The sequence below is a fragment of the Halorussus amylolyticus genome (assembly GCF_004143485.2).
Lineage (GTDB): Archaea > Halobacteriota > Halobacteria > Halobacteriales > Haladaptataceae > Halorussus > Halorussus amylolyticus.
The window spans coordinates 600,233-612,583 of the sequence record NZ_ML974130.1 but is presented as its reverse complement, the minus strand read 5'-3'; the positions used below and the strand labels follow the sequence as shown (position 1 = coordinate 612,583).

10 protein-coding genes and 1 pseudogene are annotated in these 12,351 nt (G+C 62.8%); 7 read left to right on the top strand and 4 right to left on the bottom strand.

The genetic code is table 11. The annotated features are described in order from the left end of the window. Nucleotides 1–5 precede the first annotated feature (5 nt). Entirely contained in the window at nucleotides 6–1,448 is a 1,443-nt protein-coding gene (locus EKH81_RS03055; RefSeq protein WP_132057816.1) for a sugar transferase, read from the bottom strand. A gap of 63 nt (nucleotides 1,449–1,511) precedes the next feature. Further along, nucleotides 1,512–1,676 (bottom strand): annotated as a pseudogene (locus EKH81_RS03050) (NAD-dependent epimerase/dehydratase family protein); the annotation flags it as partial. A gap of 1,366 nt (nucleotides 1,677–3,042) precedes the next feature. Here EKH81_RS03050 and EKH81_RS03040 point away from each other — a divergent pair. The 3 genes from EKH81_RS03040 to EKH81_RS03030 are packed head-to-tail and all read left to right on the top strand — an operon-like array spanning nucleotide 3,043 to nucleotide 5,359. Further along, complete coding sequence (locus EKH81_RS03040; RefSeq protein ID WP_132058220.1) at nucleotides 3,043–4,056, top strand: thiamine pyrophosphate-dependent dehydrogenase E1 component subunit alpha; 1,014 nt, start codon at nucleotides 3,043–3,045, stop codon at nucleotides 4,054–4,056. Beyond that, the gene (locus EKH81_RS03035; protein ID WP_132057817.1) at nucleotides 4,056–5,093 is read left to right on the top strand and encodes an alpha-ketoacid dehydrogenase subunit beta; all 1,038 of its coding nucleotides are present in this window, start codon (nucleotides 4,056–4,058) and stop codon (nucleotides 5,091–5,093) included. Before EKH81_RS03040 ends, EKH81_RS03035 begins: the two co-directional genes overlap by 1 nt. Continuing rightward, complete coding sequence (locus EKH81_RS03030; RefSeq protein ID WP_132057818.1) at nucleotides 5,090–5,359, top strand: lipoyl domain-containing protein; 270 nt, start codon at nucleotides 5,090–5,092, stop codon at nucleotides 5,357–5,359. The genes EKH81_RS03035 and EKH81_RS03030 overlap by 4 nt, the downstream gene beginning before the upstream one ends. Nucleotides 5,360–5,406: 47 nt before the next feature. On the opposite strand, the gene EKH81_RS03025 is transcribed toward EKH81_RS03030, so the two are convergent. Together EKH81_RS03025 and EKH81_RS03020 are read right to left on the bottom strand one after the other, a co-directional pair. Then, nucleotides 5,407–6,747, bottom strand: coding sequence for an aminotransferase family protein (locus EKH81_RS03025; protein ID WP_132057819.1), 1,341 nt, complete (start codon nucleotides 6,745–6,747; stop codon nucleotides 5,407–5,409). A gap of 240 nt (nucleotides 6,748–6,987) precedes the next feature. Further along, on the bottom strand, nucleotides 6,988–7,512 hold the full coding sequence (locus EKH81_RS03020; protein ID WP_132057820.1) for an Lrp/AsnC family transcriptional regulator: 525 nt from the start codon (nucleotides 7,510–7,512) through the stop codon (nucleotides 6,988–6,990). A 284-nt stretch (nucleotides 7,513–7,796) separates the two neighbouring features. On the opposite strand from EKH81_RS03020, the gene EKH81_RS03015 reads away from it, so the two are divergent. The 4 genes from EKH81_RS03015 to EKH81_RS03000 all read left to right on the top strand — a co-directional run bounded on the left by EKH81_RS03015 (nucleotide 7,797) and on the right by EKH81_RS03000 (nucleotide 12,179). Beyond that, a complete protein-coding gene (locus EKH81_RS03015) occupies nucleotides 7,797–8,972 on the top strand; it encodes a M20 family metallopeptidase (protein ID WP_132057821.1) in 1,176 nt (391 codons plus the stop codon). Between the two features lie 174 nt (nucleotides 8,973–9,146). After that, complete coding sequence (locus tag EKH81_RS03010; RefSeq protein WP_238392102.1) at nucleotides 9,147–9,332, top strand: hypothetical protein; 186 nt, start codon at nucleotides 9,147–9,149, stop codon at nucleotides 9,330–9,332. Next, nucleotides 9,319–10,758, top strand: a complete 1,440-nt coding sequence (locus EKH81_RS03005; protein ID WP_132057823.1) for a sodium:solute symporter family protein — start codon at nucleotides 9,319–9,321, stop codon at nucleotides 10,756–10,758. Before EKH81_RS03010 ends, EKH81_RS03005 begins: the two co-directional genes overlap by 14 nt. Nucleotides 10,759–10,937: 179 nt before the next feature. Further along, on the top strand, nucleotides 10,938–12,179 hold the full coding sequence (locus EKH81_RS03000; protein WP_132057824.1) for a Zn-dependent hydrolase: 1,242 nt from the start codon (nucleotides 10,938–10,940) through the stop codon (nucleotides 12,177–12,179). Nucleotides 12,180–12,351: the final 172 nt, after the last annotated feature.

The following is a 12,351-nucleotide window of genomic DNA, read 5'->3' as shown; positions in this document are numbered from 1 at the left end:
ACAACTTAGCGCCTTCTGGAATATCTCAAACCCATCAGAACGTCCCACACTTGTCGGACGACGATTTTCACGTCGAACCAGAACGACCGCATGCGGATGTACCTGATGTCAAGCCGAAGTTTCTCCTCGGGCTTGTGGCCGGTCGCACCATTGATTTGCGCCAAGCCGGTCAGGCCCGGCTTGATGAACCAGCGTTTTCGCCACTCTACGACGCCAGTTCGGATGTCCGCATCCAATTCGGGCCGCTCGGGGCGAGGACCGACGACGCTCATGTCGCCGACCAAGATGGACCACAACTGTGGAATCTCGTCGAGATGCGTCTTACGAATGAAACACCCGACTCGAGTCACGCGGGGGTCGATACCGCCAGCGTCCTCCTCGCTAATCGTCGCACCCGTCTCGGCTTCCGCGTCCGTCACCATACTCCGGAACTTGTACACCTCGAACGTCTCGCCGAACTCCGCGGTTCGCTCCTGACTGTACAGTACCGGACCCGGACTGTCGAGTTTGATAGCCGCCGCAATCACGACGATGAATGGTACGAACGCCACCAATCCAACCACCGAAAACAGTACGTCGAACGCACGCTTGAACACGTAATCCTGCCAATCCCACGGTTCCAAATCAACCGCGACCAGCTCGCCGTCCGCGCCGGACGAGTCGGTCAGCACGTCGTCGGCGTGGTCGCGGTGGACCTTAGCTTCGAGACCGTGTTCGTAGCAGGTATCGAGCGCACCGAAGAACTCCGCGCGGTCCGCTTGCCCGAACGCCAGTACTGCCGTGTCGACGTCGTACTCTACGATCACCTCGTCGAAGCGCGAGAGCCCTCCGAGATACTCAACATCTTCTAACATCTCTCGACCGCTCCCATCTGCGACTGCAGTCGCCGCCAGTTCGGTCTCCTCGGACTCACTCGCCACGTAGTACTGGCTCGGCGGCGAGACGTACCCCACCACCGGTACGTCGATAACGTTGAGCACGTCTTGAATCTCCGCCGGGTCGTCGCCGACGACGACTGTACGCTCCCCTCCGACCGGACGCCGACGAATTGCGACGAACCACCACGGGAGCACGACGAACAGCGTCGTCACCGTCACTACCAGCGTTGAACGCGGCAAGCGATACGTATAATCGAAGTATCCGATTGCTGCGAGCGCCAGCCCGGCGACGACGACTCGCTTCTGGGCGATCAGTAACGTATCCAGAATCCGTCGCGGTCGGGGTTTGTACAGCGGTACGAAACAGCCGACCGTGACCGCCGCAGTCGTCGCCATCGCCAGCACGAGAGCCTCGCCCGAGAGCACGGTCGCGTTGAGCCTTCGGATGAGCGGAAACACCGTGGTCAGCGCCGACTGCACCGCCGAGAGGTTCGCGACGTACACGGCGAGCATCGACCCCGAAACGGTGCCGAGGACGCTCACCGCGCGGTACCGGTAGCCCGAGACCATCAGGCTATTTCGCTCAGGGACGTAATATAAAGGCTCTGAAGTGGTACGTCAGTGTCGATATTTGTCATCTATGTACGTGAAGTCCCGGACCTGGGTGCCGTCGCCGTAGATGACTGGTGGTTCGCTGTTCGTACAACGCGAGACGAAACTCGAGATTGCCATGTTCGGGGGAATCCGCGGGCCGTACACCGTGAAGTACCGCAACAAGACGGTCGGAAGGTCGTGCATTGATACACTCGCGCGTATTGCTCTTCGAATAGACTGTAGGTCTGCCGACTTACCGTTGACTGCCTGAATGCTTAGACCACCCCTACACCATTTTTCCGGAGTTCTCAGAACATATCGTGTTGAATACTGGATTCTCAAGCCGACAACTGAGAGACCGTAGTAGAATTCTAAAGAGAGCACGATTCGTCTACACCCGTGGGCCGCCGAAAAAGTGGATATTATGGACTGGTGTAGAGTGTTCTCGCGGAGTTCGATACACAGATTGTACGAGAATTTCTTCTCGAGTTGTAAACCATGCAGAGAGACGCTGAAACGCAGATGTAGAGGAAGGTTCTGAAAGACATCTTCTACCCTAACGTCTCGAATTCGACAGAGAATCAGAAGTGTACCTACAGATATGTGTCTCTCGAAGTCTGGACATCTACAGTCATATCTCGTGGTGCAGACACAGTATCCCGTATTTTCTTCCAAAGGAATGGCTCTCGAACCAGTTTCACCCTCATCGAGGAGTGCCGGTACGGTTTGAATCCCAATATTCAAAACGCCGAATTCGACACGCAAGTCCGCGTCGTACCGTCGAACCCGCTCGGAAGACCACGCAATACAGACACCGACAATGAGAGGCCAATTCAATAACAGTAACTTTGAGAGGAGAATCGAGTTTAGGCGGCTTCTAAGCCGTAGAGTAGAGCAGTAGCGATAGAGAATTCACTTTCCTATAGAGGTATTTCTCAGCACTACAAAACGGCAGTCTACATCCCTTCACACAGCGTACCTTTCGGAGAATAGCCGTTCCGTTAACCGCCACTCCGTCGTAAGCGAGAGAAGCAGCAACGGGAGAGGTCCACGGAAGAGGGTGTAACAAAGTACAGGAAACTGATAACAGAGAATCTGCACCGTGTGCATTCGAACACGCCGCCAGCAAAAACCCTGAGATCTGTCGATTGCTATTCAGCCGACAGCTTGGCCGTGTCCGGTCGTGACGGACTAGAACGAGTTCGCAGCGCTCGACACTGAGTTCGAGACGATGGTGAACTCCGTAGTAGTGGACGGTCGGCGAGTAATCGAGCGGCGCGATGGTATCATCTACGAAGGACTGACGTGGTGACTACGAACTGACGCTGAAATGATGTATTTATGGCATCGAAGTCCTTTTTCGAGAAGAACACGCCGTGTTACCGCGCTCAGACTTTCCCATCGGTTGCAGATGAATCACCCCTGCTCGCCCAATTCGCACCGTAGTCTGTGAGTCCCTCGGATTCGGAATCAGGACTGAGAGACGGCGACTTGGCTGGCAGCATACTTATTTACGGGTAGATGCCGTCAATCGAACGGTATCATGGTGGGTGTTAGCGAACTTCACGAGATGTACGAGGAGATGGTGACAGCGCGCCACTACGAGGAGCGCCTTCAGGAGGAGTATCTCGACGGCAAACAGCCAGCGTTCGACATTTCGGCCGGGCCGATTCCGGGCGAACTCCACCTCGCGGCGGGCCACGAAGCCTCGGGCGCGGGCGTCTGCCAGCACCTCCGAGACGACGACACGGTCACCGCCCCGCACCGGCCGCACCACATCGCCATCGCGAAGGGCGTCGATTTGAAGCGGATGACCGCAGAAATCTTCGGCCGGGAGACCGGCCTCAGCAAGGGCAAAGGCGGGCACATGCACCTGTTTGACCCGGATGTGAACTTCGCGTGTTCGGGCATCATCGCCGAGGGGTGTCCGCCCGCAATCGGTGCCGGACTCGCCGCGAAGAAGCGCAACACCGACAGCGTGGCCGTCGCGTTCCTCGGCGAGGGCGCAATCGACCAGGGCGCGTTCTTAGAATCGCTCAACATGGCGGCGGTCCACGACCTCCCGGTCGTGTTCGTCGTCGAGGACAACGACTGGGCAATCAGCATGCCGAAAGAGCGCGTGACCGACGTGGAAAACGGCGCACAGCGCGCGGGCGGGTTCGACCTGCCGGGCGCTCGCGTGGACGTGGACGACGCCGTCTCCATCTACGACGCCGCGAAGGAGGCGGTCGGACGCGCCCGCGACGGCAACGGCCCGACGCTCCTCGAAGTCCAGGTCCACCGGCGCATGGGACACTTCATGGGCGACCCCGAGAGCTACCGCCCGGACGAGGACAAGGCGGCGGCCGAACAGCGCGACTCCATCGAGCGGCTCGCCGAAGACCTTCGTGCCCACGGCGTCGAGGACACGACGATTCAAGAGTCGCGCGAGCGCGCCCACGAGCGCGTCGAGGAGGCCATCGAGTGGGCGAAGGACCAACCCGAACCCGACCCGGCGGACGCCCACGACGACGTGTTCTCGAATCCGCCGTCGGGAGTTACGGAGAGCGACCCGTCCGCCGAGGTCACGGGAGGTGACGACTGATGGCCCAACAGGAGGAAAGCGAGCAACAGGCCACCGAGCGGTCGCTCACGATGAGCCGAGCGATGGTCGAGGCCATCGCCCACGAGATGCGCGAGAACGACGAGGTGTTCTACATGGGCGAGGACGTTGCAGATTACGGCGGCATCTTCGACAGCACGGACGGCCTGCTCGATGAGTTCGGTCACGACCGCATCATGGACGTGCCCATCAGCGAGACCGCGTACATCGGTGCCGCGGTGGGCGCGGCCCAAGCCGGAATGCGCCCGATTGCGGAACTCATGTTCGTGGACTTCTTCGGCGTCGGCATGGACCAAATCTACAATCAGATGGCGAAGAACACGTACATGAGCGGCGGGAGCGTGTCCGTTCCGATGGTCCTCACGGCGGCGGTGGGCGGGACGTACAACGACGCCGCCCAGCACTCCCAGACGCTGTACGGCACCTTCGCCCACCTCCCCGGAATGAAAGTCGTCGTCCCCTCGACGGCCTACGACGCGAAGGGGTTGATGCACAACGCCATCCGCGACGACGACCCGGTCGTCTACCTGTTCCACAAGCGCCTGATGGGTATCGGGTGGATGCCCGCGCCCGACGGCCCGAAGACCGGCGTTCCGAAGGATGACTACACGATTCCGTTCGGAAGCGCCGACGTGAAGCGCGAGGGCGAGGACGTGACGGTCGTCACGCTCGGACTCCACGTCCACCGCGCGCTCGACGCCGCCGAATCGCTCGCCGACGAGGACATCGACGCAGAAATCATCGACCTCCGGACGCTCGTTCCGCTCGACACCGACACCGTCCGAGAATCTGTCGCGAAGACCGGCCGACTGGTCGTCGTGGACGAGGACTACCGCTCGTTCGGCGTGACCGGCGAAATCGTCGCGAGCGTGGCCGAGGACGGTCTCGCCGACCTCGAAGCCGTCGAGCGCGTCGCGGTCCCGGACGTGCCGATTCCGTACGCGCGACCGATGGAAGACGAGGTGATTCCGGACACCGACGACATCGCCGACGCCGTCAGAAGCGCCCACCGGACATGAGCGGAAATTCCGACCGCGTCCCCGTCGAGACGGCGGACGTGTGGCCCGACGGCGCGGACGCCGAGGAGGCGGTCGTCGTCAACTGGTTCGTCGGCGAGGGCGCTCGGGTCGAGGCGGGCGACGACCTGTGTGAGTTTCAGGTCGAGAAAGTGAGCGTGGACGTTCCGGCCCCGACGAGCGGGACGCTCGACGAAATCGTCCTCGGCGAAGACGCCGAATTCGGACGAGGTGACACGCTGGCGTGGATACGGCCCGACGACGGTTGAGCGACACCGGATGGAGAGGGCGGACGAAGACGGACGCGACCGCGTCGTCACTCCTCCATCGCGTCGTCGGAGACTTCGAGCGCCGCGTCGAGCGCCTCGACGGCTTGGTCTATCTCGGCTTCCGTGATGGTGAGCGGCGGGGCGAGTATCAGCGTGTTTATCATGTTCGCGACGTACGTGCCGTGGTCGTAGGCGGTCGCCGAGACCTCGTCCACGACCGTACTCCCCTTGCTAATCTTGTCCGCCCGTTCGCCGAACGGTACCCGCTCGTCTTCGCGCTTGGTGAGTTCGATGCCGCGGAACAGGCCGACGCCGCGCGCCTCGCCGACGCTGGGGTGGCGCTCGGCGAGTGCGTCGACGCGCTCGCCGAGGTACTCGCCGACCTCGCTCGCGCGTTCGATGAGGTTCTCCTCCTGGTAGGTCTCGACGGCCGCGAGGCCCGCCGCGACCGCGGCCGGATGGCCCGAGTACGTGTGGCCGTGACAGAACATTTCGTCCTCGAAGTGGACCGCGATGTCGTCGGTGACGACGGTCGCGCCGAGGGGTTGGTACGCGCCGGTCAGCCCCTTCGCCATCGTCATGATGTCGGGTTCGACGCCGAACACGTCCGCGCCGAACCACTCGCCGGTCCGACCGAATCCGCTCATCACCTCGTCGACGATGAGCAGCGCGCCGTGGTCGTGAGCTATCTCCTTCAGTCGCGGGAGATACTCGGGCGGTGGTACCAGAATCCCGTTCGACCCGACGATGGGTTCGACCAGAACCGCGGCGACGGTGTCGCCTTCGAGTTCGAGCATCTCGTCGATGTACTCGACGCTCTCCATCGGGTCGAGCGTCGAGCCGTAGGCGTAGGGGTCGGGAGCCTTGATGGTGCCGGGGATTCCCGGTTCGGCCGCGAGGCGACGGGGGTCGCCGGTGACGCTGATGGACCCGTACGTCGCGCCGTGGTACGACCGGTAGCGCGAGACTATCTTGTGGTTGCCGGTGTAGAAGCGCGCGATTTTGATGGCGGCTTCGACGGCTTCGGTCCCGCTGGTCGAGAAGAACGTCTTCGAGAGGTCGCCCGGCGTGATTTCGGCGAGCTTCTCGCCGAGCTTCGCGCGCGCCTCGGTCGTGTAACCCGGCGCGACGTACGCGGCGTCTCGCATCTGGTCGGCGACCGCGTCCGCGACCGCGTCGGCCGAGTGACCGAGGTTCGAGCACATCAGTTGGCTCGATAAGTCGATGAACTCGTTGCCGTCGGCGTCGGTGAACCGAACCCCTTCGGCGTGGGTGACTTCCGTCGGACTGACTTCGCTCTGGAACGACCACGTCCCGAAGACGTACTCCTTGTCGAGTCGCTCTATCTCCGTCCCGTCGGACTCGTCCGCCTCGCTATCAGTTGTCATACCGTTCGAGTTGGTTCGGAGCAGTAGTCCATTAATCTTTGGAGGAACGCAGGCTTTCGAGTATTTTGTCCCAATTATACCGGATTATGCTACTACTGTGCTTCTGAACCGCCCTTTTGTTGAATGAAATATTTCGCGGTGAGAGCGTCCACGACGCGCTGCTCGTGACAGCCAGCGATGGTTTGCAATCGCCAGCAATGGATTGTGACAGCCAGCGACGAAACGTCTCGTGCGACCCTCTCAGTCGCCCTGCGAATCGAGGATGACATCACGGGCTTCGTCCGATAGGGTCGCGGCGACCTGACGGTCGGTTTCGAACTCCTGCATCACGAAGCGCGAGGAGGTCTCGTTGATGCCGTCGATGGCGACCATTCGGTCTATCAAATCGTTGAGTTGGTCGCGGCTCTGGACCCGGCTTATCACCACGAAATCCACGTCACCCATCGTGTAGTACACCTGCTCGACACCGTCGAGGGCGGTGAGTTTCTCGCCGATGTCGTCGGAGTACCCGCGCTCGTGAGTCACCGAAACGTCGGTGATTGCGACCATCTCCAGGCCGAGGGCGAGAGGGTCAACGTCTGCCGTGACCGACGTGATAACGCCGCTGTCCTTGAGTTTGTTCAGTCGGTAGTGGACCGCGGACTTCGAGAGGTCCAGTTCTTCGGCGAGGGTTTCGAGACTGACATCGAAGTCGGATTCCACCTTTTCCAGAATCGCGAGATCGGTTTCGTCGAGCTTGGGAGCCGCCCGAAGCGCGTCGTTCATATTGGCAGATTAGGCGGGTCGAGCCAAGAAAGTTCCCTCTCGCGGACCGAACGCCGTCTCGCCGGTCGGAGAGCGGCCATCGGGGTCGGAGGGCGACCATCGACCTCGAATCACGGGCTGCACCGACCCCGAGTCACGGGCGGCCGGGAGGACAGCGCGGTCGGATGGATTTCGTCCGCTCCAAAAAGAGATTGAGAGAAAATTTCCACAGTTTCTCGGGACAGACTAGACAGTGTGTTACCCATATCACAACGATTTTGTCGGGAGGCCGAGTATGCGAGAGTATGACCAGCACGGTATCCGACGACGAACTGACCGAACTCATCGCCGACCTCGTCCGAATCCAGACCGAGAATCCGCCGGGCAACGAACGGGCGTGTTCTGAGTACATCGTCGAGTGGTTCGACGAGCGCGGCATCGACGCGGACCTCGTCGAAGAACCCTACGCCGACCGCCCGCAGGTGGGCGCTCGCGTCGGCGACGGCGGGCCGACGCTCGTGCTGAACGGACACATCGACGTGGTCCCCGCAGGCGACCGCGACCACTGGAGTCACGACCCCTACGGCGGACGCGTCGAGGGCGACTCCCTCTACGGTCGCGGGAGCGTCGATATGAAGACCGGCGTCGCGATAGCGATGCTCGCGACCGCGTCGCTCGCCGACGATATCGAGTCGGGAGAGCTTCCGGGGTCGGTCGTGTTCCACGCCGCCATCGGCGAGGAGACCGCCGAACCGGGAACCAAAACGTTGCTGGAAAGCGGGTACGACGGCGATTACGGCGTCGTGCTCGAACCGACGGAGATGCGGACCGCGACGAGCGAGAAGGGTCTCGCGTGGTACGAGATTGCCGTCTCGGGCGACCCCTCCCACGCGAGCCGTCCCGACCAGGGCGAGAACGCCATCGTCCGGGCGCGACCGGTCCTCGACGCGCTCGAAGCCTACGACCGACGGATACGCGAACGCGAAGACGACCTCGTCGGACAGGCGTACGCCACCGTCACGATGTTCGAGGCGGGAACCAAGGAGAACGTGGTCCCCGAGCGAGTCACTATCACCGTGGACCGGCGGTTCCTTCCGGACGAGAGCGTCGAGGAAATCGACGCGGAGTTCGACGACCTGCTCGCCGAGGTCCGGTCCGAACACGGCGTGGAGGCGTCGTGGGAGCGAACGCGGACGTACGAGTCGGCCGCAATCGACGCCGATAGCCCGCTCGCGGATGTCTTCAGACGCCACTCGGCCGAAGTCGCGGACGTGCCGACCGACCCGTGGGGCGTCAACGCTTCGACCGACGTTCGAAACTTCGTCAACGACGCCGACATCGAGGCGATTACGTGGGGACCCGGTGACATCGCCCAGGCTCACACCTACGACGAGCACGTCGACCTCGCGGCGGCCGCCGACGGTCTAAACGCGCTCGTCGGCGCGAGCCGGGAAATTCTCTCCGGTGAAACGGAGACGTGACGGGAGGATGGACGACGCGACACCAATTCGAACATACTGCGTTCTCCTAAAGAGCTGAACGCTGGAAAAAGTCCGGGAAAAACATAATTTCGCGCCATCGGATTTGATATATTCCCCTATATTTACAAGGGATTACCGTAATGTGGCAGATAGACACACATGACAATATTTGGCATGCCAGACACGATGTTCATCGTGTTCGTCGCGACCCTGCTCGCGGGGAGTTTAGGCGCGATGCACTACCTGACCGTCCACGTGTTACTCGGAAAGCCCGTGAACGATACGACCCAAGACCGTAGCGGGAGTGACGTCGTCAGAGACCGCGCGGCCGACGGAGGACAGACCGATGGCGGACGTTAATCCGTTCTACCTCGGGACGTTCATCGTCTACCTTCTCATCGTGCTCGCCATCGGCGTCTGGGGATACACCAAGACCACCGATGTCATGGACTTCTGGGCGTTCGGTCAGAACATGGGGCCGTGGCTGGCGACGTGGTCGTTCGTCGCGAACTTCGTGAGCGCGGTGAGCGTCATCGGCTTCATCGGAGCGGTGTACGGCGAGGGGTACGCGCTGATGACTCACACCATTTTCGGGCTGATGCTCGGGACGAGCGCGCTGTACTTCGCGGTCGACCGGGTTCGGAACCTCGACCTGCTCACGTTCCCGGACATCATCGCCGACGTGACAGGCTACGACGCGGCGCGACCCATCGCGGGAACGGTGTTGCTCGGAAACGGGTGGCTGTACCTCGTCATGCAGCTCGTGGGCGCGAGCCTCCTCGTGACCGCAATCACGGGCGTCCCCTACGAGTACATGGTGTGGGTCATCGGCATCGTGTTCATCGCGTACACCGTGCTCGGCGGCCTGATAAGCGTGGCGTGGACCGACTTCCTGCAGGGGACCGTGATGGTCGCCGCGGTGTTGCTCGCGCTCGGATTCATGCTGTTCGACCTCGGCGGATTTACCAGCATCAACCAACAGTTCGGCGCGCTCGATAGCTCGTACGTCAACCCGACGGCCGGAGGCGCGTACACCGCACTCGGCATCGTGGCGACCATCGTGGCGTTCTTCGGGACGATATTCACCGAACAGAACAACATCGTTCGCATCGCCGCGACCAAGGACGTTCGGACCGCGAAGCTCCACCTCGCGGCGTCCGGCGTCATCCTGTCGGTGTTCTACTCGGCGCTCGTCATCCTCGGTGGCGCGACCACCGTCGCGCTTGACGCGGGCGGGCTGAGCATCGAGACGCAGGACGGCGCGTTCCCCACGCTCATCACCGAGTACGTTCCCGACGAGGTCGGCATCATCCTCATCCTCGCGGTCATGAGCGCCATCCTCTCGACGACGGACACGCGACTGCACTCGACCGGTATCACCACGGCGCGCGACATCTACAGCTACTTCCGACCGGAGTCCGGCGACGACTCCCAGCTCAAGGTGTCGCGTCTCGCGACCATCGTCTTCGGCATCACGGCGACGGCCGCGGCAGTCAATCCGCCGGGGACCATCATCGAACTCTACAACTTCCGGGCGGTCTTGCTGACGAGCGCGTTCCTCCTCCCCGTGTACATGGGACTGTACTGGGCCGGTCTGAGCGGAAAGGCCATCCTCGCCTCCATCGTCACCGGGGCGATACTCGGGGTCGGAACCGAACTCACCGGCGGCCTGTTCGGCGTCCCCTCGACGTTCATCGGAGTCGGCTCGGCGCTGCTCGTGCTCCTCTTGGGTAGCGTGCTCCTCTCGGGGTCCGAACCGAAGGGCGGGGCGATGGCGGGCGACTGACCGGAGCGTAACCACCTCGAATCGATTATTTTGGCGACGACTAAACGACTACATAGCATGACAGAACAATCACACGGTATGGACAACCGACCGCACAGCACCCGTTCGAGAGCGGCGTACGACCGGAGCGCACCGATTACCCGCCGCGCTTCCGTGGCGGTTCGCCGGAGGGGTGCGACGTGACGCTCCGCCTCGACCGCGAGCGACTCGTCGCGACGATGGAAGAGCAGGCGACGTACGGCGCGACCGAAGACGGCGGCCTCCACCGCCTCGCGCTCACCGAGGCCGACCGCGAGATTCGAGACTGGTTCGTCGAACAACTCCGAAACGCTGACCTCGACGTGCGCATCGACGAATTCGGCAACACGTTCGGTCGGCGCGAAGGGACCGACCCCGACGCCGCGCCAGTGCTCGTGGGGTCGCACCTCGACTCACAGCCGAACGGCGGCATCTACGACGGCGCGCTCGGCGTGGTCGCGGCGCTGGAGTTCGTCCGGTCGCTCGACGACGAGGGAATCGAGACGACCCGCCCCGTCGAGGTCGTGAACTGGACGAACGAGGAGGGGTCGCGATTCCAGCCCGCAATGCAAGGAAGCGGCGTCTGGGCGGGTGCTCACGACATCGAAGCCGAGCGCGCAAAAACCGACGACGACGGTGTCTCGCTCGGCGACGCGCTCGACGACATCGGCTACCGGGGCGACGTCCCGGCCGAACCCGCCACCGAGTACGAGGCCTACCTCGAACTCCACGTCGAGCAGGGGCCGCGACTCGTCGAGGCGGACGCCGACGTGGGCGTCGTCACCGGAATCGTCGGCTTCACGTGGGGCGCGGTGACCTTCCACGGCGAGGCCGACCACTCCGGGCCGACGCCGATGCACCACCGGAGCGACGCGCTCGTCGCCGCCGCCGACCTGATTACGTCGGTTCGTCGCATCCCGGGCACGCTCGGCGAGCGGACGGTCGGCACCGTCGGCTACGTCGATGCCAGCCCCAACTCCATCAACATCATCCCCGAGGAGGTGACCGTGACGTGGGGGTTCCGGGACCCCGACGACGCGGTAGTCGAACAAGCGTACCGCCGCGTGCTCGCGGAAGCCGAGGACGCCGCCGACCGCGAGGGCGTCGAGTACGAGACCGAAGAGCGCATGCGCGCACCGGCCATCTCGTTCCCCGACCGCACCGTCGATGCGGTCCGCCGGGCGGCCGACGCTCGCGGGTGTCGCGGCCGAGAGCTCGTCAGCGGCGCGGGCCACGACGCGACCCACCTCGCGTCGGTGTGCGACACCGGGATGGTGTTCGCGGTGAGCGAGGGCGGCAAGAGCCACTCGCCCGAGGAGTTCACGAGCTGGGACGACTGCTACGAGGCGGCGAGCGTGCTGGCGAACGCCGCGCTCGAACTCGCGACCGACCCGGCGGAGTGAGCCGACGAGAGTCCGAGTCGGCGAGGGGCGTCGAGAACGACAGGAGTTCGCGACGGTGGTCGGGTCGAACGGTCTCTCGCCGAGTCCGGCTGAAAGCCGGACTCGGCTCGCGCCAACTCTGTTCTACTAAAGAGAGAAGATATAGAACGAAGTCCGACAGAATCCGATATCT

Bases quoted from the DNA above. Each gene is read 5' to 3' on its own strand.
- EKH81_RS03025 (WP_132057819.1), bottom strand. From the start codon at position 6,747: ATGACAACTGATAGCGAGGCGGACGAGTCCGACGGGACGGAGATAGAG.
- EKH81_RS03010 (WP_238392102.1), top strand. From the start codon at position 9,147: ATGCCAGACACGATGTTCATCGTGTTCGTCGCGACCCTGCTCGCGGGG.
- EKH81_RS03040 (WP_132058220.1), top strand. From the start codon at position 3,043: ATGTACGAGGAGATGGTGACAGCGCGCCACTACGAGGAGCGCCTTCAG.
- EKH81_RS03005 (WP_132057823.1), top strand. From the start codon at position 9,319: ATGGCGGACGTTAATCCGTTCTACCTCGGGACGTTCATCGTCTACCTT.
- EKH81_RS03015 (WP_132057821.1), top strand. From the start codon at position 7,797: ATGACCAGCACGGTATCCGACGACGAACTGACCGAACTCATCGCCGAC.
- EKH81_RS03020 (WP_132057820.1), bottom strand. From the start codon at position 7,512: ATGAACGACGCGCTTCGGGCGGCTCCCAAGCTCGACGAAACCGATCTC.
- EKH81_RS03035 (WP_132057817.1), top strand. From the start codon at position 4,056: ATGGCCCAACAGGAGGAAAGCGAGCAACAGGCCACCGAGCGGTCGCTC.
- EKH81_RS03055 (WP_132057816.1), bottom strand. From the start codon at position 1,448: ATGGTCTCGGGCTACCGGTACCGCGCGGTGAGCGTCCTCGGCACCGTT.
- EKH81_RS03030 (WP_132057818.1), top strand. From the start codon at position 5,090: ATGAGCGGAAATTCCGACCGCGTCCCCGTCGAGACGGCGGACGTGTGG.